Annotated in this window: 20 protein-coding genes and 1 other RNA gene; 13 read left to right on the forward strand and 8 right to left on the reverse strand. The window is 41.3% G+C overall.

The annotated features are described in order from the left end of the window. The first annotated feature begins 167 nt into the window (after nucleotides 1-167). The gene (locus C1A12_RS06970) at nucleotides 168-758 is read left to right on the forward strand and encodes a nitroreductase (RefSeq protein WP_101843102.1); all 591 of its coding nucleotides are present in this window, start codon (nucleotides 168-170) and stop codon (nucleotides 756-758) included. 5 nt (nucleotides 759-763) lie between these two features. Here the strand turns inward: C1A12_RS06970 and ytzI are convergent, their stop codons facing one another. The 6 genes from ytzI to C1A12_RS07000 form a co-directional block, all read right to left on the reverse strand. Further along, nucleotides 764-937, reverse strand: a complete 174-nt coding sequence (gene ytzI, locus C1A12_RS06975) for a YtzI protein (protein ID WP_101843103.1) — start codon at nucleotides 935-937, stop codon at nucleotides 764-766. 94 nt (nucleotides 938-1,031) lie between these two features. After that, the gene (gene ptsP / locus C1A12_RS06980; RefSeq protein ID WP_101843104.1) at nucleotides 1,032-2,750 is read right to left on the reverse strand and encodes a phosphoenolpyruvate--protein phosphotransferase; all 1,719 of its coding nucleotides are present in this window, start codon (nucleotides 2,748-2,750) and stop codon (nucleotides 1,032-1,034) included. A gap of 4 nt (nucleotides 2,751-2,754) precedes the next feature. Next, nucleotides 2,755-3,021, reverse strand: coding sequence for a phosphocarrier protein HPr (locus tag C1A12_RS06985; RefSeq protein ID WP_101843105.1), 267 nt, complete (start codon nucleotides 3,019-3,021; stop codon nucleotides 2,755-2,757). Between the two features lie 54 nt (nucleotides 3,022-3,075). Beyond that, on the reverse strand, nucleotides 3,076-4,974 hold the full coding sequence (locus tag C1A12_RS06990) for a fructose-specific PTS transporter subunit EIIC (RefSeq protein WP_101843106.1): 1,899 nt from the start codon (nucleotides 4,972-4,974) through the stop codon (nucleotides 3,076-3,078). Next, complete coding sequence (gene pfkB, locus C1A12_RS06995) at nucleotides 4,974-5,903, reverse strand: 1-phosphofructokinase (protein WP_101843107.1); 930 nt, start codon at nucleotides 5,901-5,903, stop codon at nucleotides 4,974-4,976. The genes C1A12_RS06990 and pfkB overlap by 1 nt, the downstream gene beginning before the upstream one ends. After that, nucleotides 5,900-6,649: a DeoR/GlpR family DNA-binding transcription regulator gene (locus C1A12_RS07000; RefSeq protein WP_101843108.1), complete on the reverse strand. Its 750-nt coding sequence runs from the start codon at nucleotides 6,647-6,649 to the stop codon at nucleotides 5,900-5,902. The genes pfkB and C1A12_RS07000 overlap by 4 nt, the downstream gene beginning before the upstream one ends. A gap of 212 nt (nucleotides 6,650-6,861) precedes the next feature. Here C1A12_RS07000 and secG point away from each other — a divergent pair, with 212 nt between their 5' ends. The 3 genes from secG to rnr all read left to right on the forward strand — a co-directional run bounded on the left by secG (nucleotide 6,862) and on the right by rnr (nucleotide 10,351). Beyond that, nucleotides 6,862-7,095, forward strand: a complete 234-nt coding sequence (secG, locus tag C1A12_RS07005) for a preprotein translocase subunit SecG (RefSeq protein WP_101843109.1) — start codon at nucleotides 6,862-6,864, stop codon at nucleotides 7,093-7,095. A 181-nt stretch (nucleotides 7,096-7,276) separates the two neighbouring features. Continuing rightward, nucleotides 7,277-8,020, forward strand: a complete 744-nt coding sequence (locus tag C1A12_RS07010; RefSeq protein WP_101843110.1) for a carboxylesterase — start codon at nucleotides 7,277-7,279, stop codon at nucleotides 8,018-8,020. A 42-nt stretch (nucleotides 8,021-8,062) separates the two neighbouring features. After that, nucleotides 8,063-10,351, forward strand: a complete 2,289-nt coding sequence (rnr, locus tag C1A12_RS07015; protein WP_101843111.1) for a ribonuclease R — start codon at nucleotides 8,063-8,065, stop codon at nucleotides 10,349-10,351. 412 nt (nucleotides 10,352-10,763) lie between these two features. Here the strand turns inward: rnr and C1A12_RS07020 are convergent, their stop codons facing one another. After that, nucleotides 10,764-11,960, reverse strand: coding sequence for a M14 family zinc carboxypeptidase (locus C1A12_RS07020; RefSeq protein WP_101843112.1), 1,197 nt, complete (start codon nucleotides 11,958-11,960; stop codon nucleotides 10,764-10,766). 442 nt (nucleotides 11,961-12,402) lie between these two features. Continuing rightward, on the reverse strand, nucleotides 12,403-13,266 hold the full coding sequence (locus C1A12_RS07025) for a GNAT family N-acetyltransferase (protein ID WP_101843113.1): 864 nt from the start codon (nucleotides 13,264-13,266) through the stop codon (nucleotides 12,403-12,405). 145 nt (nucleotides 13,267-13,411) lie between these two features. Here C1A12_RS07025 and smpB point away from each other — a divergent pair, with 145 nt between their 5' ends. The 9 genes from smpB (at nucleotide 13,412) to C1A12_RS07065 (ending at nucleotide 21,408) form a co-directional block, all read left to right on the forward strand. Next, nucleotides 13,412-13,876 carry an SsrA-binding protein SmpB gene (gene smpB / locus C1A12_RS07030; RefSeq protein ID WP_101843114.1) on the forward strand — a complete coding sequence of 155 codons (465 nt, stop codon included), beginning with the start codon at nucleotides 13,412-13,414 and terminating at the stop codon, nucleotides 13,874-13,876. Between the two features lie 92 nt (nucleotides 13,877-13,968). Further along, nucleotides 13,969-14,331, forward strand: a transfer-messenger RNA (tmRNA) gene (gene ssrA / locus C1A12_RS07035). 220 nt (nucleotides 14,332-14,551) lie between these two features. Then, nucleotides 14,552-15,808, forward strand: a complete 1,257-nt coding sequence (locus tag C1A12_RS07040; protein ID WP_101843115.1) for an OFA family MFS transporter — start codon at nucleotides 14,552-14,554, stop codon at nucleotides 15,806-15,808. 70 nt (nucleotides 15,809-15,878) lie between these two features. After that, nucleotides 15,879-18,863, forward strand: coding sequence for a formate dehydrogenase subunit alpha (gene fdhF / locus C1A12_RS07045; protein WP_101843116.1), 2,985 nt, complete (start codon nucleotides 15,879-15,881; stop codon nucleotides 18,861-18,863). Then, nucleotides 18,838-19,320, forward strand: coding sequence for a DUF1641 domain-containing protein (locus tag C1A12_RS07050; protein WP_101843117.1), 483 nt, complete (start codon nucleotides 18,838-18,840; stop codon nucleotides 19,318-19,320). Before fdhF ends, C1A12_RS07050 begins: the two co-directional genes overlap by 26 nt. A gap of 12 nt (nucleotides 19,321-19,332) precedes the next feature. After that, the gene (locus tag C1A12_RS07055) at nucleotides 19,333-19,539 is read left to right on the forward strand and encodes a hypothetical protein (RefSeq protein ID WP_101843118.1); all 207 of its coding nucleotides are present in this window, start codon (nucleotides 19,333-19,335) and stop codon (nucleotides 19,537-19,539) included. A gap of 187 nt (nucleotides 19,540-19,726) precedes the next feature. After that, nucleotides 19,727-19,870 (forward strand): hypothetical protein, encoded by a 144-nt coding sequence (locus C1A12_RS21215; protein WP_200816556.1) that lies wholly within the window; start codon nucleotides 19,727-19,729, stop codon nucleotides 19,868-19,870. A 115-nt stretch (nucleotides 19,871-19,985) separates the two neighbouring features. Further along, nucleotides 19,986-20,309, forward strand: coding sequence for a hypothetical protein (locus tag C1A12_RS07060; RefSeq protein ID WP_101843119.1), 324 nt, complete (start codon nucleotides 19,986-19,988; stop codon nucleotides 20,307-20,309). Between the two features lie 268 nt (nucleotides 20,310-20,577). Beyond that, nucleotides 20,578-21,408, forward strand: coding sequence for an MIP/aquaporin family protein (locus C1A12_RS07065; protein WP_101843120.1), 831 nt, complete (start codon nucleotides 20,578-20,580; stop codon nucleotides 21,406-21,408). Nucleotides 21,409-21,417: the final 9 nt, after the last annotated feature.

The following is a 21,417-nucleotide window of genomic DNA, read 5'->3' on the forward strand; positions in this document are numbered from 1 at the left end:
GAGAGGCTTTTTTTAATGTTTTCCTGTATGATGAAAAGTACTTAATATCTTACAAATGAGCGGTAAAACCATTGAGTATGTTTCGCACGAGTATGGACCGGCTATCGTTAGTCGAGGAGTATTAACTGAAAGACTACAGTTTCAATGAATAATAGAGGTGGATATTTATGGATTTATATAAAGCAATAACGGAAAGAAGATCGATTCACGAGTTTAAATCCACACTAATAGAAGAAAAGGAATTAAGGGGAATATTTCAAACAGCCAGCTGGGCTCCAAATCATAGGATGAAACAGCCCTGGAACGTGAAAATGTTTCAAAAGGATGGGGCAGTTGATCTTGCACAGCTTATAATTGATAGTTATAAAAGAAGTGGATTTACTGATGGCTATTCTGAGGAAAAAGCGGAGAAGATGATGGAGGGTATAAAAAAATTTCTTTTAAAGATACCTCATCATGCGCTTATTTATATGGAAAAAGATCAGGATTTTCATAGATATGAAGAAGACTATGCGGCAGTATGTGCTTTTATACAAAACGTTCAATTGGCAGCCTGGGGAAAGAATATAGGGGTATTATGGACTTCAAGCCCGTATATTTCAGACGAGAAGTTTATTGAAGAAGTCGGATTAAATGAAAAAAAGCATAAAGTGGTTGCAGTATTGCAAATGGGCATTCCTGAGAGAATTCCTGGGGCAAAACCAAGAGATGAAGTGCCGATTACTTTCTGCAGGGAATCGTTTATTAAAAGAAGCTGAGCCTTTTATTTGTGCTCAGCTTTGGATAGAGATTGCTGGTGGTTGTTATCATGCAGGTCATCTGGGTGGGGATCAATTGTATGCTTATAATCGTAGCCTTTTGAAATAGCTGCCCAGAATGCTCCCGCAACACCGAGCACAATGATAATACATACAATCATTACAATAGTAAAAGTCATGCCATTCCTACTTTCTAAAAATCATTATTAAAAGAAGGAGGGGGATCCCCCTCCTTCTTTTAATAATAGTGTAACATGCCGTACTTTCAAAGATTTATGATTGGTTTGTTTTTTCTTTGACAAATTGGACGACTTCTTCAGATGTCCCCATGGAAAGGATCTCACTCTTAAAGGAAGCTAGTTCTTGTTTAGATAGCTCCTTGATTTGAGTACGAGCCGGAAGAATTGAAGTCGCGCTCATACTAAATTCATCTAATCCAAGCCCGAGAAGGATAGGGATTGCGATTTCGTCGCCTGCCATTTCGCCACACATACCTGCCCATTTACCTTCCGCGTGAGCGGCTTCAATTACATTATTAATCAGGTTTAAAATGGCTGGGTTATATGGTTGGTATAAGTACGAAACCCGCTCATTCATACGGTCGGCAGCCATCGTATATTGGATAAGATCATTTGTTCCAATACTGAAGAAATCAACTTCTTTAGCAAATTGACGTGCAATGACTGCAGTTGCTGGAATTTCAACCATCATTCCAACTTCAAAAGTCTCAGCTACTTCTTTTCCTTCGTCTATGAGGTTTTGTTTTTCTTCATTAAGAATTGCTTTCGCTTCACGAAACTCTTGAAGAGTCGCAATCATAGGGAACATGATTTTTAAATTTCCATGTATACTTGCACGCAGTAAGGCACGCAGCTGAACACGGAAAATATCATCACGCTCTAAGCATAGGCGGATCGCACGATAGCCTAAGAATGGGTTCATCTCATCCGGGAGGTCTAAGTAATCTAATTCCTTATCTCCGCCAATGTCCAGAGTACGTACTACAACTGGCTTGTCTCCCATTTGCTTTAAAACAGAAGAATAAGCTTCATACTGTTCTTCCTCGGTAGGGAGCTGGTTTTTACCCATATAAAGGAACTCTGTGCGGTATAGACCCACACCTTCGCCTCCATTGTTTAGAACACCTTCAACATCTTCGGGAGTACCAATATTAGCAGCAAGTTCTACATGCTCTCCTTCAGAAGTCACTGTTGCTTCATCTTTAAGTTTTGCCCATTCCTGCTTTTTCTTCTCAAATTCCTGCTGTTTTTGCTCGTATTTATTAATCTCGTCAGACGAAGGATCAATAATAACGTCTCCATCAATACCGTCAACGATGATCATGACATCTTTCTCTGCTTTTTTCGTAATTTCCTTAGTTCCAACAACGGCTGGAATTTCTAAAGAACGTGCCATAATCGCAGAGTGGGAGGTACGTCCTCCAATGTCCGTAGTAAAGCCTTTAACAAACTGTTTATTTAACTGGGCTGTGTCTGAAGGAGTTAAGTCGTCGGCAACAATTACTACTTCTTCATTGATAAGAGCAGGATCCGGGAAAGTAACATTAAGAAGATGTGCCATTACACGTTTGGTCACATCCTGAATATCAGCCGCGCGTTCACGCATATATTCATTGTCCATTCCCTTAAACATATCGATAAACATGTTAGCTGTTTCGTCTAATGCCGCTTCAGCATTTACATTATCAGCTTTAATCTTATCTTCAATTGGTTTAATCAATTCAGGGTCACTTAATACAAGCAAGTGTGCTGAAAAGATTTCCGCATGCTCATCCCCTAAGGATTTTTTGGTGTGATCTTTAATTTTTTCAAGTTCCTGTTTGGATATATCTAAAGCATCATGCAGTCTTTTAACTTCTTGTTCCGGATTGTTTACTTCTGTTTTGTTATAAGAAAGGTCTGGAGCTTCCAGACGGTATACTTTAGCAATTGCTATACCGCTGGAAGCTGCAATCCCTTGAAGCTGTGTCATGCTGTTATTCCCCCAACCCTTCGTTCTTCATCGTAGTAGAAAGGTGATCGATTGCTTCCTGCTCATCGCTGCCTTCTGCTGTAATCTTTACATCAGCACCTGCAGGAATACCAAGGCTCATGATCCCCATAATTGACTTTAAATTGACAGCCTTCTCTTTGTAGTGAAGGTTAATATCAGACTCATACTTCCCTGCGTTTTGTACAAGTACTGTTGCTGGACGAGCGTGTACGCCATCTGATGATGTAATATTGAATGTTTTCTCTACCATATTAATTCCTCCTCAAAATAAGTCTCATTGAAAGATTACCCTAACTCTATTATTTTAAGCTTTTCTCAGGTCTTTTTTCAAGGTTCCTACAATAATTGCTGCAACTATCGAACCAATTAAGATGGCTGCGATGTAAAGAGCCGCTTGTACAAACCCGCCTTCAACTAATCCAATTACCACTACGCCACCATGGGGTGCAGTCAGTCCGATGCTGAATAACATGGTAAGAGCACCGGTTATAGCTGAGCCTACGACCATCGAAGGGATAACTCGTGCAGGGTCGGCTGCCGCAAATGGAATAGCTCCTTCAGTAATAAAGAAGGCACCGAGTGCATAGGCCGTTTTACCTGACTCACGCTCTTGCTTCGTAAATTTGTTTTTAAAAATAGTGGATGCAAAGGCCATTGCTAATGGAGGTACCATACCGCCAGCCATAGCAGCCGCGATAATTGTGTAGTTTCCTGCATCCAGTGTAGCAATTCCGAACGTGTAAGCAGCTTTGTTAATCGGTCCGCCCATATCTACTGCCATCATACCGCCAATAATTATACCGAGAAGAGCAACGTTAGCCCCGGTCAGTCCTTCTAACCAGTCCAGTAGACCTGTGTAAATACTGGTTAACGGCGGATTAATTAGAAGCATAATCATTCCTGTACCAAAAATAGCTAATACCGGATAAAAAAGCACCGTTTTTAAGCCATCAAGAAATGCTGGTAGGCCTTCTAACATCTTTTTAACTCCGAGTGTTAAATAACCAGCTAAGAAACCTGCAATTAAACCTCCCAGAAAGCCTGAGCCACCGTCAGCACCTTCTACGCCGGAAGTGGTAGCTATTAACCCACCTACCATACCAGGGGCAAAGCCCGGGCGGTCAGCAATACTCGAAGCGATAAATCCAGCCAGGACTGGTACTAATAAGAAAAAGGCATTTCCTCCGCCAATGGTATTCAGCATTTCAGCAAAACGGTTGTATTGTTCGCTCTCTGGATCTGCTGAATTAATTCCAAAGAAGAAGGAAATAGCAATAAGGATCCCACCTCCCACAACAAACGGGAGCATGTTGGATACACCATTCATTAAGTGCTTATAAATACCGGTCCGCTGCTTACTGTCTCCTGCGGGTTCTGATCCTCCGCCTTCATGACGGTAGACAGGAGCGTCTTGATTTACAGCTTTAGTGATTAACTCTTTAGGCTCGTGAATCGCTTTTGCTACTGGCACTTCTATTACAGGTTTTCCGTCAAAATCGCTCATATCTACATGAGTATCTGCGGCAACAATAATAGCACTGGCTTCTTCAATATCTTCAGCTTTTAACTTGTTTTTTACTCCACTTGAACCGTTAGTTTGAACTTTAATATCGACGCCCATTTCTTTAGCTGTTTCTTTTAGTTTGTCGGCTGCCATATAAGTGTGCGCGATTCCTGTTGGACAGGCTGTAACAGCAAGAACTTTTCCTGCTGAATCCGTTGATTCTTCTACGTCTTCGTCATTTTCTTCAGCTTCTTTAGCATTAATCGCTTCAATGACGTCATCCTCTGTTTTAGCTGTCTCCAGTTTCTCGCGGAATTTCTTATCCATTAAGAATGAAGAAAGGCTGGAAAGGGTTTCTAAGTGAGCCTGGTTAGCACCTTCTGATGCCGCTATCATGAAAAACAAGTTTGTAGGCTGGCCATCCAGGGATTCGTAATCCAAACCTTCCTGAGATCGACCAAATGCAATAGCTGGCTCTTTAACGGCAGAGGTTTTTGCGTGTGGAATCGCAATCCCTTCGCCAATTCCGGTTGTACTTTGTTGTTCGCGTTCCTCGATTGCCTGCTTATAACCATCGCGGTCATTCAACTTGCCTGCCTGATCAAGTTTGCCAATTAATTCGTCAATCGCTTCAGGTTTTGACGAAGCCGTCATATTTAATAAAATCGTATCTTTTGTTAATAGATCGGTAATTCTCATTATTGACCCTCCTTTATATGAATAGGGGTGATTTCAATCTCGTCCTTTAATCGTTCTGCATCTTCTTTGTGACATAGATCGTCCTGGAAAGCTGTGGCACTTCCTGCCGCCACGCCGCTAATAAAGGCTTCTTTTATATCTTTACCGTTATTGATCGAAGCAATAAATCCAGATACTACGGAATCACCGGCGCCTACTGAATTTTTAACCTCACCTTTAGGGACAGTAGCAAACAAATGCTCTTCTTTGCTGACGTATACTGCCCCTTTTCCTCCCATCGAAACGACCACATGCTCTGTACCCTGTTCAATCAGTTTACTTGCAAAGTAGGCTGCCTGTTCTTTTGTTTCAATTGTCGTATCGAACAGTTCTCCTAATTCATGATCATTCGGCTTTAAGAAATACACCGGCTTTCCAACTAATTGGCGAAGAGCATCCCCGGATGTATCAGCCACAAAAAGGATATTCTTCGAAGAACAGAGATCAGCGACCTGCGAGTAAAAATCCTCAGGCAGGGAAGAAGGTACACTTCCTGCAAGAATGAATATATCGCCTGAATTCAATGATTTAATTTGGTCAAAAAGTGCTTCCAATTGCTCGTCCGTAACCTTTGGGCCGGGTCCGTTAATCTCGGATTCTTGTTCTCCTTTAAGCTTTACATTAATTCTCGTGTAATCGTTGGTATTTACAAAATGATGATGGATATTTTCTTTCTCCAGGAAGTCTGTTATAAATTGACCAGTAAACTGACCAATAAATCCTAAAGCGGTCGTTGATACGCCGAGCCGTTTCATCACCCGTGAAACGTTGATTCCTTTCCCTCCTGGATAGTACATGGCTTTATTCGCTCTGGTAAGACCTCCTGGATGGAACTCATCTACATGCATGATGTAATCAATAGAAGGATTTAATGTACATGTATAAATCATGATGTCACAACCTTTATATTCGTTATTTCTTCGATTTTGTTTACTAACGGTCCATTATAGTTTGTAATAATCTCTGCTTCAGCAATCGTACCAATATGTGAAAAAGTGACTTCATTAAACTTTGAAGAGTCGATCAGCATGTGTCTTTTTTGAGATAGCGAGAGAGTTGTTTTTTTAACTGCCGCTTCTTCTGGATCAGGTGTAGTATACCCATCAACCATGCTTATACCATTGGCTCCCATAAAGCATTGATCAAAACGGTACTGCTTGAGGTTCTGAAGCGCACTGGCACCTACAACAGCTTGTGTCTTTTCTTTTACAAACCCTCCTAAAACATAAGTCGGGATACTATGAGCTGTTAATGCATTTAAATGCTGTAATCCATTGGTTACGACAGTGATTTTTTTTCCTGTGAGGTGAGGGATCATCTCATACGTTGTGGTTCCGGCATCTATATAAATAGATTGTCCGTCTCTGACTAACTGAGCAGCTTCTTTAGCAATTAACATTTTCTCGTGATGATGTTTGGACAGTTTTTCCCCTACGCTTGGCTCTTCGATGGCTGGTTTTCTTATGGAAGCTCCACCATGAATTCTGCGTAATTCCCCATACTGCTCTAACTGATCTAAGTCCCGGCGGATTGTTGACTCGGAGGCCCCTGTGAAATCGACAAGTTCTTTTAACTTAACGGTGTGCTGTCTGTTTAGAAGATCTAAAATAAATCGATGACGTTCAGGAGTAAGCAACCAGCTGCCCCCTTTCGTAGAATCTTTAATCTTATTTTAAAGTAAGCCCTTACAGAAATCAATCAAAAACATTCATGTTCGCCCAAAAACTTTCGTTATTTCTTTCAAAATCAATCAAAGAAGGCTTGGATTATTATGTAGTTGCCGTGCTCTTTGTTTTGTGCTACATTTAAAATAGTTTATTGTGCGTCTTTAGGAGGTGTCGGTACATCATGGAAACACTTGCGATTACTTTGCTGGCTATTGATACGATCATCTTAATCGTGCTCGTCCTCCTGCAATCCGGAAAGAGTGCAGGGTTATCAGGGGCGATTTCTGGTGGTGCTGAGCAGTTGTTCGGAAAACAAAAAGCCAGAGGAATAGATGCGGTCTTACACAGGGCAACAGTCGTAACGGGAGTATTGTTTTTCGTTCTTGCATTTTTATCAGCTTATATTTTAGGGTAAATTACAACTGTTTAAGCCGTGCAGCCTGCACGGCTTTTATTATTGTTGAAAATCGCCTGGAATATGAAGAGGATTTGGGAACGATAGGAGCACTCTATATAGAAATAGGATTGGCACCAGGCGCCGGAGGGCATAATTAAAGAGCGCTAATTTTTATCATAGTAAAGGAGAATTGACACAAATGAAAATCAAACAACCAGAACCGTTTACTTTTGAAGGCGGAGATAAAGCAGTCCTTTTATTACATGGATTTACAGGCCACTCGGCAGATGTACGTATGCTGGGGCGTTTTTTACAAAAGAAGGGTTATTCCTCTCATGCTCCAATCTATCGCGGGCATGGCAAAGAACCAGAAGCGCTTGCTGAGGCAACCCCTGAGCAGTGGTGGAGTGATGTCGTAGATGCCCTAAATCACCTTCGTGAGGAAGGATATGAAAAAATTGCCGTTGCTGGTTTATCTTTAGGGGGAGTTCTAGGATTAAAACTTGCATATTCTGAGCAGATTAAGGGTATTGTGACAATGTGCAGTCCTATGTTTTTCGATAACGAAGAGCAGTTGACCCAGGGATTTCGCTTTAAAGCTAAACAGTACAAGCAATTAGAAGGAAAAGATCAAGAGACGATTCGTCAGGAAGTGGAAGAATTGATGGATGAATCAAAAGATATGTTTAAGCAATTGGGTAACTTCATCACAAGCGTTCATGATGAAATTGATCAAATCTACACGCCCACATTTGTTGTTCAAGCTGAACAAGACGAAATGATTAACACAGATAGCGCTACATACATTTATGAGAATGTAGAAGCGGATCACAAAAACATTAAATGGTACAAAAACTCTGGCCACGTGATAACGATGGATAAAGAAAAGGAGCAGCTGCATGAAGATATACTCGAATTTCTCGAGTCGCTGGACTGGTCCTAAAGCAGGTTAGAGTCTTGTTCCTTTAAATAAGGAGGAAAGGTAATGAACCCAGAATTAAAACAACAAATATTACATTATTTTACTGAAGCAGCCTCAAAGCCTCTTTCTGTTCAAGAGCTGGAAGAGGTCCTGGAACTAAACGACTCTCAAGAAGTAAAAGTGTTGATGAAAGCATTAAATGAATTGGAAGAAGAAGGCGAACTAGTGCGCACGCGTAAAAACAGATTTGGACTGCCGGAAAAAATGAATCTGATTCGCGGTAAAATTCAAATGCATGCGAAAGGATTTGCTTTTCTGATCCCGGATGATGATGCAAAGGACGATGTTTATCTGCATCATTCTGATCTAAACTCAGCAATGAACAATGATAAAGTATTGGTGCGTGTGGAGAAGAGAGATGAAGAAGGCAATCGTCCTGAAGGTACAGTTATCCGCATTTTAGAAAGGGCCACTACTCGCGTTGTCGGCACATATGAATCCAGCCGTAATTTTGGTTTTGTTGTTGCTGATGATAAACGGATACCACACGACATTTTTATACCTAAATCTCAGGCAAACGGAGCAGTGGATGGTCATAAAGTAATCGTTGAAATTACTAAATTTCCTGAAGAGAGAATGAGTGCAGAAGGAGAAATTGTAGAGATACTAGGCCATAAGAATGATCCTGGTATCGATATTATATCCATTATCCATAAGCATGGGATAAAAACAGAATTCCCCGAAGAGGTTCTGGCCCAGGCTGGAGAGACCCCGGAGAAGATTTCCGAGGATGAGATCAAAAACCGGCGCGATTTACGGGAGGAAACGATTGTAACCATTGATGGAGCAGATGCTAAAGATTTAGACGATGCGGTAACCGTAAAAAAACTGGACAATGGCAATTACAAATTGGGTGTTCATATTGCTGATGTAACGTACTACGTGGAAGAGGGCTCACCTATTGATAAAGAAGCAAGAGAACGTGCAACGAGTGTCTATTTAGTTGACCGCGTGATTCCGATGATCCCTCACCGCCTTTCGAACGGCATATGTTCATTAAACCCTCAAGTAGACCGTTTAACGCTTTCTTGTGAGATGGAGATCAATGCAGAAGGTGAAATTGTAGGTCATGAAATTTTTCAAAGCGTTATTAAGACCAATGAAAGAATGACGTATAAAGATGTCAACTTAATACTGGAAGAAAACGATGAGGAATTAAAGGAGAAGTATAAAGATCTTGTCCCGATGTTCCAGGAGATGGAAGACCTGGCTGCCACTCTCCGCAAGAAAAGATTTGAAAGAGGGGCAATCGATTTTGATTTTAAGGAAGCTGGAGTTGTTGTAAACGAGGAAGGAAAGGCAGTAGACGTTAAATTAAGGGAACGGTCTGTGGCTGAACGTCTGATTGAAGAATTTATGCTGGCGGCTAATGAAACAGTAGCTGAGCATTTTCACTGGATGGACGTCCCGTTTATTCACCGTATTCACGAAGACCCAGATGAATCTAAACTTCAGAATTTCTTTGAGTTTGTTGCTAATCTCGGTTATTCTGTAAAAGGTTCAGCTGAAAACGTTCACCCACAGGCATTGCAGAATGTGTTGGAATCCGTTAAAGATACACATGAGGAAATGATTATATCAAAACTCATGCTCAGGTCGATGCAGCAGGCTAAATATGATCCACAAAGTCTGGGACACTTTGGTTTATCAACTGAATTCTATACTCACTTCACTTCTCCTATACGCCGCTATCCGGATTTAATCGTTCATCGATTAATCCGTACGTATTTAGTAAATAAAGAAATGGATTATCAAACACGGAAGCATTGGAAGGACCAGCTTCCTGAGATAGCTAAGCATTCGTCTGAAATGGAAAGAGCAGCAGTGGATGCCGAACGGGAAACAGATGATTTGAAAAAAGCAGAGTATATGGAAGATAAAATTGGAGAAGAGTATGATGGTGTCATCAGCTCTGTTACCAGCTTTGGCTTATTTGTAGAACTGCCAAATACAGTAGAAGGCTTAGTGCATGTCAGTACGCTGACCGATGATTATTATAATTTCCAGGAAAAGCAGTTTGCTATGATTGGTGAACGTACGGGCAACATCTATCGAATCGGGGATGAAATTACGATTCGTGTTTCAAATGTGAATCTCGATGAGCGAGTCGTTGATTTCGAAATTGTAGGAATGAAGCCTCGCAAACAAAAAGAGCGCCCTGCACGGCCGAAACAAATTGATGCGAAAGGTCCGGAGAATAAAAAGAATAAGAAGAAAAAGAAACAAAAAGGGAATAAACCATTTTATCGAAACAAAGGGATGCCGAAAAAAGGAAAGAAAAAGAAAAAATAATAGAAAGAGGCTGCCCCAAAACTTGCCGATAATAGTAAATAAGGGTTCCGGTCATCGAATTTTCGTGACTGGAACCCTTTTGCTGAATTAACCTCCTATTTGGTTTACGGTTTCCGTTTCCAGCCGTGTACTTCTTAAATTCACAGCGAGGAAGGTAAAACCCCCATTCATTTTCCCCACACTCTTTGCCCCTCACGGTCATTTCGAGTCAAACATAAATTAGCCTTCAGAAATACAAAAACCGGTTCCACGTCCACCTTGAATTGTGTAGTAATTTTTATCACATGGTGCTCTTATTTTTACGGCGAATGAAATTGTCAACATCAATGGAGGAGCCCTATAAACCAATGTGGTTTGTAGGGCCCCTCTCTGTTTTAAAGACGGAGTTTTTTTATCAAGCTTCTTTTTACTATTAAATTCCTGGTCGATAAGATGTTTCTGGAATCTCTTCATAGCGTTGTGGATCAAGCTCATTTACTGAGCCGTCTGCTACACCCTCAATAATTGCTTGTAACCCTGTTTCTACAGCATTAACAAGCATTCCTTTTTTCTTTTGTCCCATGCTTTGTGTTTGTCCAGTAACTTCAAAAAGAACCGTTCCACTTCCGTTTAAAGCAAAAGAACCTAGCGCCGTACCCGGCAAGTCCAGGCCTTGACTGTACAACGTAATATTGTCAAATGGTGAATTTCCCATAGATTGAAGAGCATCATAAGCGGCTAAATTTAGCTGACGGGAGAAATCGTAGTCATAGTTGTCTTCGTACTCTGTATATTTAGCACCTGCTTCGCTTGAAGGATCAGGCACGAACTGTCCAGATAACGACAATGTGACAGGATCTGACGTCCCTTCCACGTAATAAAGTCCCTGGTGATGTAAGTCTACAAATACATCGACTTTACCGAATTCGTCTTCTAATCCTTTATACACATCTCGAACGGTTTGAGCTTCAGGAGTGATATACCAACCGGGTTCTGAAGAAGAACCAGGCACATCATCTGGTTCAGGAGTGTAGTCTAAGTCTGGATTGAAATCTCGGTTTACATCAAACCCAGGTTGAGAAGAATAGTCATCTCCTTGCAAGGAGGAAGAATAGAAGTTCCACGTCGGACCATCTGCTCCCTCTAATTGAGGGAAGTCTTGTAGAACTTCATCCCACGACATGGCATTTCCGCGACGATCGAGTTCTGAAGCATCTGGGTTCATTTTAGGCAGCGTAACAAGCGTAACCTCTTCGAGCAAGGCTCTTACATCAGGAGAGCTGCTGGACCCTAAATGCTGAAGTAAATTTAAAATTGCCTCTGTCCCTGTTTTCTCATTGCCGTGTATTTCACTTTCGATTAAAATGACACGATCTCCCTCACCGACACGTGCCTGATGAATGTCTCGGCCGTTGTTGGATTGTCCTACAACTTCAACATCTACACGCCCCTGGCTTGATTGTTCAATCTTCTCAAGTTTCTTACCAAGCTGTTCATAGTCCGTAAAACCAGAGCTGTTGTAGTTTTGCTGATCAGGTGTACCTGGGTGGTTACCTGCTGCATATGTTGGCATTGCTAAACTTGTACAAAGGGCTAGAGTACTGACAAAAGTGAATACTTTATTCCTCATGTTTTCCACTCCTCAAATTTTGTTGTCTAGACCACTTCAACAATGAATATTAGACTTCCTTTTATTTTGAGGAAAATAATAACAAGTGACTAGATAAGGGTAGGTGATTAGAAGGGGAGAGTGTTAAATTTTTAGGACGATAGTACTGGATCGACGAGATTGAAATTTTGGGTTAAATGACACAAAAAAGGTTGAACAATCATCATAATGACTCTTATTAAAGTCAATTCAGATGATTTATGTGTCAGGAAAGGATTTTTACCTTCGCTTCTCCAAAATACTTCCCTTTTCTTAGGAACGGACTCAGATTTCTCGAAAAGCTAAGAGCACATCCTGCGGGAGCTTCGACTCGCGCTGTTATCAAATGAGTCTTAAGCATTTTGATTACGCTAATGCTCTCCTTTTAAACGAGTTGAATTTTTCATTTGTTTTTGACTCCTCCTTATGTCCATGAACCATATAACATCCAGGGCTTCTGCACGTCGTAAGGAGTAAGATCAGGGATGTTTCTAAATCCCTGGTCTGAAAAATCAATCCAGCACCCGGTGTTTTGCGGGTTTTGGTGCCAATGTTGGAGAACGGTTTCAAAGAATCCGGGCTGTTCATAATGGTCATTCCAGAAATACTTGACATGGGAGTAATCATGCTTTTTTTGATCATTTTTAATAAGTACTACTCGAGAATGTGATGAGTTCATGTATAAATGAGCATCGGCTAAATATTGATTGGTGAAGAAGGCCTCATCGTATGGGAAAGGGTAATAACACTCATATGGGAATAATCCTAACTCGTTATTGTTTAGACTAGAAAGAATTTCACGTTTTTTCTGTGTGTCGGTTACTTCTTCCCATAAAAAACCTGGGGTGTGTTGAGTTAACGCTTGCTGATTAATTAATGTTAAGTAGTGAGTGACTTTCCATGGAGCGAGACCTGCTTTTTCAAGCAAGCGCCTTGCTGAGAGATTGTGGACTTGGGTGTTCGCTCCCATCCACTTCACTGTATTCAGCTTTTTAATATGGTCTGTGACGTGTGCAAGGAGTTCAGTTGCGTACCCCTGTGCTTGATACCGCAGGTCACTGCGCAGCCGGCCGATCATCGCAAACTGGCATTGTCCAAACAGGCTGTAGCCAGCAATAGAAATTAACTGTTTCTGTTTAAAGAGTCCAAACAATTTTTGTGTCGGTGATTCCATTAAACGATCGAAGATATGAATGACATAATCGTCTTTAATCCCTGTTTTCATTCTTTCTAAAGCAGGTAAGTCTTCTGGTGTTAATTGACGGACTTGAAGAAGTTGCTTCTCCATGTAATTAAGCTCCTCCATTTTATGTATTTTCAAAAAGTATATTCTCATATTCATTCTCCCAATTCTATCAAAATAACCTCGTCAAAATTGGATTAGTCTTTCATTTTTGTTACAATAAATAAAGCTGAAATAGGAGGAAACCGCTATGCCACGAGGTCAAGGAAAAACTATCGCACAAAATAAAAAAGCCGGACATGATTATTTTATAGAAGAAACCTTTGAAGCAGGAATTGTCTTACAGGGGACAGAAATAAAAGCGATTCGAGCCGGAAGGGTAAACTTAAAAGAGAGCTTTGCCCGTATCAGTAAAGGGGAAGTCTTTATTCACAACATGCACATTGCTCACTATGAGCAGGGCAATATTTATAACCATGAACCGACCCGAAGCCGTAAATTGCTGCTGCACCGAAAAGAAATTAATCAACTTATCGGAGCAACTCAGCAAAAAGGATACGCCTTAGTGCCGTTAAAGCTGTACATTAAAAACGGTGTAGCTAAGCTTCTGATTGGGCTTGGCCGCGGTAAAAAGAAATATGACAAGCGTGAAGATCTAAAACAAAAGCAAGTGAAGCGTGAGATCGACCGCGCGATAAAAGACAGCCTTAGGTAACGCGGGGTTGAAATTTACTGTGTTTGTGATATAATTATTTATGTCGTTAAACTGATATCAATTGAGCTTGATGCTCTCTTTTTAATCCTAACGGGGACGTTACGGATTCGACGGGGATAGGTCGAGCTCGGGTTGCAGGTCGAGGCGACGACTCGTACAACGTCATTTGCCTAAAATAACTGGCGAATCTAACGATAACCTAGCTGTAGCTGCGTAAGTAGACTATAGCTGATCCTTCCTGGCATTGCCCGTGTGCCAGATTGAAGGGTCTCAAACTGAAGCGGGCTACGCGTTCTTCCACCACCTGAGGAAGGACGAAGAGACTAATCAGGTTAGCTGCTCGGAAGCCTGTTGATAGGCTGAAGAGTAAGCGAAAGATAATATATCAACTAAGCTTGTAGAAGCCCGAGTGCCGATATCTCCGGACGTGGGTTCGACTCCCACCGTCTCCACCAATACATAATTGGTGGTTTTTTTATATTTTAAGAATGTTTAATTTTGTTAAAGGACTATAGTATATTTGAGTTCATGTCAGTAAGTTTATTGCCTGGTTTCGTATATCACGTCTTCATAATCGAACATTGAAAAATCCGTTCACTTCTCATAAGTGAACGGATTTTTTTTTAGGCAAAGGACACAATAAAAACTACTTATCCAGGAAAGGAGCTACGGTTAATGGAAACAAACAAAAACAGGTGGTTGATTGCTTTATCAGCAGTTGCCATGCACTTGTCCATCGGTTCGGTTTATGCTTACAGCGTTTATAAGACTCCAATGTCTGAAGAGGTAGGTTGGAGTGGGACCGACGTTGCATTTGCTTTTACAATTGCTATATTCTTCCTCGGTCTGACGGCTGCATTTATGGGGAAATTTGTAGAAAACCAGGGACCCCGGAGGTCGGGTTTCCTTGCAGCAGGATTATTCAGTGGAGGGATGCTGCTTACAGGCTTAATGGTACAGTTCGAATGGCTGTATGGATTTTATATTACGTACGGAGTTATTGGAGGAATAGGATTAGGGATTGGGTATATTGCACCGGTGTCCACGCTTGTAAAATGGTTTCCTGACCGCCGTGGGCTGGCTACAGGAATGGCGGTGTTTGGGTTTGGAGCTGGAGCACTGATTGCTGGACCTACAGCTGAGTACTTAAATAATACACTAGGGATCCATTGGTCTTTTTATATATTAGGAGCTTGTTATTTGATTCTTATGCTGCTCGGCTCTGCTTACATTACAGTGCCTCCGGAGAACTGGAAACCGGAAGGGTATGAACCTGGGAAGGAGAATGATAAAAACAAAGGGGATCTTGATCAGATGACGCGTGGCGAAGCTGTCAAAACAGCGCGTTTCTGGATGTTATGGTGGATGATGTTTATTAATATTTCGGCCGGAATAATGCTTATCTCTGTAGCTTCTCCGATGGGACAGGAAAAAGCGGGCATGTCTGAAGCAGCAGCTGCAACGATGGTTGGAATAATGGGGCTGTTTAATGGGGGCGGCCGGTTGGTTTGGGCTGCTTTATCAGATTATATTTCGAGAGCCTATACGTATATTATCTTTTTCTCCATTCAAGTTGTTCTTTTTTTCTCTCTGCAATTTGTTACAAGTGATATTGTATTTCAGGTATTTATGTATATCATTGTATCGATTTATGGCGGTGGATTCTCTAATTTGCCAGCCTTCATAGGAGATTTGTTTGGAACAAAACAACTGAGTGCCATTCACGGATATTTACTTACTTCCTGGGCGGCTGCAGGGGTGGTAGGCCCTATGGTGGTGTCTTTTATCAGAGAAACAACCAATAGTTATGAAGCTACGTTTATCATTTTTGGAGTCTTAATTGCCACGGCCCTTCTTACCGCCATAGCCATGAAAATACTCATCGTTCGTTATCGTAAAAAACAAGCAGAGCCTGAGCTCAGCCCTGCGTAAAAAAGTATAGATCTACCATATAAGGTAACACTTATGAATAATGCAACTTTTATATAGGCAGGTGAAGAGAATGGCAGATGATAAAATCACGATTAATGGTGATTCTTATTCGTTCAATGAGGGAGAAACCATATTAGAGACAGTTCGAAATTTAGAAGTCTACGTTCCGGGTATCTGTTCCACACAGCCTGATCTTGGAATAGGTGTCATTCAGACGTGTGATACGTGTTACGTAGAAGTGAATGGAGAAATGAAGCGGGCATGCGCAACTAAATCCGCCCCGGGGATGCAGGTAAATACTCAATCTGGAAAAGTAAAGGAAGCGCAGCATGAAGCCATGTCTCGAATTCTTGAGAATCATGAGCTCTACTGCACTGTTTGTGATAATAATAATGGGAATTGCGAGGTTCACAACGCGGCGGAGTATTTGGAAATAGAACATCAGGAATATGATTTTCGGCCAAAGCCTTATCCTCAAGATAACTCCCATCCTTTTTACCGCTATGAACCGGATCAGTGTATTCTTTGCGGTATGTGCGTGGAAGCGTGTCAGGACTTACAGGTAAGCGAGGTCTTATCCATAGACTGGGAGCGGGAGATTCCAAGAGTGATCTGGGATAATGATGTCCCTATTGATGAATCTTCATGTGTCTCTTGTGGACACTGTGTATCCGTTTGTCCATGCAATGCCCTTATGGAAAAATCGATGCTCGGTGAAGCGGGTTATATGACAGCCATCCCAAATGATGTTCTCGAACCAATGATCAATCTCACAAAAGAAGTAGAACCAGGTTATAGAGAAATTTTAACTATTTCAAACATCGAAGCAACAATGAGGGAAGACCGTATTAAAAGAACGAAAACCGTGTGTACGTATTGTGGTGTCGGGTGCAGCTTCGAAGTATGGACGAAGGGGCGCCATATTCTTAAAATACAACCAGATGAAAAAGCACCTGTTAACGGGATTTCAACTTGTGTAAAAGGGAAGTTTGGCTGGGATTACGTGAACAGCGAGGAGCGTTTGACGACCCCTCTTATCCGAAAAGGTGAGAAATTTGTAGAAGCTACGTGGGAAGAAGCTCTTACGTTAATGGCTGAAAAAATGAAAGATCTTCAGAAGACATACGGAAACGACTCCATTGGTTTTATTGCTTCTTCAAAATGTTCAAATGAAGAAAACTATTTGTTTCAGAAATTAGCACGCACTGTATTCGGAACGAACAATATTGATAATTGTTCCCGCTACTGTCAAACACCTGCTTCTACCGGTTTGATGCGCACAGTGGGAATAGGAGGAGATGCGGGCACAATTAAAGACATTGAGAGCTCAGAGCTGGTTCTTGTCGTCGGTGCAAACCCGGCTGAATCCCACCCTGTATTAGCTACACGAATAAAACGAGCCCATAAACTATTTGATCAGAAGCTTCTTGTATTTGACTTAAGAGAGAATGAATTGGCTCACAGAGCTGATATGTTCATTAGTCCAAAGCCAGGCACTGACCTCGTATGGCTGAATGCCATTACGAAATACATTATTGATAAAGATTGGCATGATAAGGACTTTATCGAGAAACGGGTGAATCATTTTCCTGAATTTGTTGAATCTTTATCACAGTATACTCTGGAATACGCAGAAGAGAAAACAGGGCTAAGTAAAGAATTATTGATAAAAGTGGCAAACATTATCCACGAAGCTAAAAGTATGTGTGCTTTGTGGGCAATGGGAGTGACTCAGCACATTGGAGGTACGGATACGAGTACGGCGATTTCCAACCTCCTTCTCGTCACTGGAAATTACGGCAAGCCGGGGACAGGCGGATATCCGTTGCGAGGCCATAATAACGTGCAAGGGGCGAGTGATTTTGGCACGATGCCAAACTATCTGCCTGGATATGAATCGATCGAAGATGATGCTATACGAGCCAAATATGAAAAAGCGTGGGGCACAAAACTCCCGAAAGAGCCGGGTTACAACAACCATGAAGTTGTTGAGGCCATTCAAGATGGAAAAGTAAAAGCAATGTATTTGTTTGGCGAAGAAATGGGGCTTGTTGATTCTAACATTAATTATGTGCATACGGCTTTTGAAAAATTAGACTTCTTTGTCGTCCAGGACGTATTTTTTTCAAAGACTGCTCAGTTCGCAGATTTAGTGCTTCCTGCGGCACCAAGTCTAGAAAAAGACGGAACCTTTACAAACACAGAAAGAAGAATTCAGCGTTTTCACAAAGTGTTCGAGCCATTAGGCCAGGCAAAAGCAGACTGGGAGATCTTTCAGGATCTGGCTAATAAAATGGGGGCCGATTGGAATTATCAACACCCAGGTGAAATTATGGAGGAGGCAGCTTCTTTAGCTCCTGTCTTTGCCGGCGTAAGCTACGAGCGACTGGAAGGCTGGAAAAGTCAGGTTTGGCCGGTTCAACATGACGGCACTGATACACCGCTTCTTTATGAAGAAGAATTTGCTTTTGAGGATGGTAAGGCGAATTTATTTCCGGTTAAATGGTCCCCTCCATACCATCCAGGAGAAGAGTACGATCTCCATTTAAATAACGGTCGAATTCTGGAACATTTTCATGAGGGGAACATGACTTATCAATCCGAAGGTATTACTCATAAAGTTCCTGAGCCGTGGTTGGAGGTTTCTCCTCAGCTTGCAGAAAAACGGGGAATAAAAACAGGATCACTTGTCCGATTGAAATCCCCTTATGGAGAAGCAGAAGTACGCGTCTGGGTTACTGATCAGGTAAAAGGAAATGAATTGTATTTTCCGATGCATACAATGGTTGAACAGAGTGCTGTAAACCGACTAACGAGCAGTTATCATGATACGGTCACTCATACTCCTAACTATAAAGAAATGCATGTAAAAATGGAGGTAATAGAATTTAGAGGACCAAGTCCCATCCCGGATCATAACCACCGATTTGGAAATCCTCAGCCGCAGGCAGGCGTGGAAGTGGAAAGGAAATGGAGTCGTCCTGAATTCACTACGATTGCAGAATTTATAAAGAGAAAGGGGTTTGACCATGGCGAAAGCGATCAAGCAAATTGATAGAAAAATACGAACCCCTGAAGATCGGCGGACGGAAGAGTTAAATGACATTTTGTCGTCTCTCGCCGAACAAAAAGAATCTTTGCTTCAGTTATTAGAAATAATTGAAGAACTTCGAAAAAGCGGCGTGCTGGATATGATTCAAGGTGTGCTTGCTACGCGTCATAAGCTCGGATTACTTGCCATGGAGGAGCTTGATAAGCCAACTGTCCACGATCTTGTGAAAAGTGGGATAGGGGCATTTAATTTTTTAACTAAAATAGATCCCGCACAGCTTGATCGAATATTAAATGGAATGAGTGAAGGACTTAAACATTCATCGGAACAGCTGGATAAAGACGAGAAAATTGGTGTATGGGGAATGATGAAATCTGTTAAAGATCCAGCAGTAAATCGTTCTTTATCAACCTTCATTCACTTTCTCGAAGGCATGGGCAGCGGATTAAAGGCGAAGTAATGAGGTGGAAAAGTGAAGGAATTGGTAATTAAAATAGATGGAGTTAAGAGCTCAAGTGAAGAGTTGCTTTCAAAACACGTAGCTGCTGTGTGGGGAGTAAGAGAAACGAAAGTGAATTCAAAATTGGGGGAAGTCGCAGTCCTTTATAACGAAGAAGCAGCTTCTCCTATCGACATTGAGCAAGCCGTGATAGACAGCGGATATACGATTAAAAAATAAATGAACAAGAAGAAGAACGTCCAAATTTGGTCGTTCTTCTTTTTTTTAGGAGAAAGGTAGAAGTCTACTAGTATGGACAAAACCCTTTTTTTAGCTTAATAGGGCGCTTTAGCCATTCATTTTAGCTGGTGGCGCATATGGTAGTTAAGAGACGTCTCCTAAAAGATGATAGAGGGAGGGGAAATAAATGATTCTAACTACACTAGCTGCACTTTTGATTGTAGTTCTGCTGCTGCTAGCTTTACTAATTGCGCTTCTTCTTGGTTCCGAGGAACAAAGAGACATTATTACTCAAGCAATTAGTGACATTCTTGGAACTATTGGTTGTTAATTTAATTAACCCCATGTGAGAGTCCCTCTCGTGTCCTCAAGGTAGCTGTACCGGGCCGCTTTGAGGACTTTTAACTATAAGATATTCATTAAAAGCAGAAGGAGTGAATAAAGAAATGGGTAAATCTAAAAAAGAAAATAAAGAGATGGATGGAATTATGGAATTAGCGTCAAATTTGTTAGGGCAGCTTAACGATCCAAAAAATGTTGAAGCTTTAGAGGAAAAAGTGGAGCTTGAATCTGAAACTTTAAAAAAAGCTGAAAAGTCTATTAATTCCCTGTTGAATAACTACGAGGTTACAGGAGATTCAGCTAAATCCGGCGGCAATTTCATGATGGAAGTTCAAAAGTTTAATCAACAAGTTCAGGACCTGAAACAGCAGATGAATGAAGTTCGAGCTCAGTATACAAAAGTTTCAAAATTGATTAAGAAAAAATAGACAATACTTCCTGGTTAAGAAAAGCATAAATGCTGCTCATTTATGCTTTTCTTATTCATTGTGAAAACTATTAAATTAAATATTTATAGTGGAAAATAGTTGACAGCGCTTACAATATAGTTTAGATTAATAACAACAAGTTAACTATGTGACGGAGATTAGGAGACTCACACGAAATTAAGTACTGCATACAAGCAGTTTACTTTATTTTTGTGTGGGTCTCTTTTTTTTACCTTCATAGTTGACGGGATAAAAGGAGGAGAAAGCAATGTCGGAATTCGCAGCAGAGGTCATTGGCACAATGATTCTTATCATTTTTGGAGGAGGAGTCGTTGGAGGGGTTGTTCTCAAAGATTCTAAAGCAGAAGGTGCTGGATGGGTAGTCATTACGATCGGCTGGGGACTTGCAGTGGCAATGGGTGTATATGCTGTAGGGAATTTCTCCGGAGCGCATATTAACCCTGCTGTAACGTTAGGATTTGCAGCAATAGGAGAGTTCGACTGGGCTAAAGTACCGTTATATATTACAGCACAAATGATTGGTGCCTTTATAGGTGGTGTCATAGTATTTTTTAATTATTTGCCTCATTGGAAGAAAACGAGAGACCAGGGAGCAAAGCTTGCAGTTTTTTCAACAGATCCAGCGGTTCGAAGCCCATTTTCCAATTTAGTCAGTGAAATGGTTGGTACCTTCGTTTTACTTATGGGCCTATTGTTTATCGGTGCGAATGAATTCACGGACGGTTTAAACCCTTTGATCGTAGGAGCTTTAATTGTGGCGATCGGTATGTCGCTTGGGGGAGCAACGGGCTATGCGATTAATCCTGCGCGAGACTTAGGACCACGGATTGCCCATGCTTTACTTCCTATCCCGGGAAAAGGAGGGTCAGACTGGGGGTATGCCTGGATTCCTGTAGTAGGCCCGATTCTTGGAGGAATTTACGGTGCAGTTTTTTATCGAGCCTTGTTTATAGGAGATTATACTCCTCTATTCTGGGGATTAAGCGTGATTGTGGCTGTTATCTTAGTTGGAGCCGCTTCATCGGAATTGAAGAAAGGAGAAACTAAAGCGGATCAAATCGAAGAAAAAGTGGTTTAATTAAATTTA

This window comes from Halobacillus sp. Marseille-P3879, assembly GCF_900240285.1.
Lineage (GTDB): Bacteria > Bacillota > Bacilli > Bacillales > Halobacillaceae > Halobacillus_A.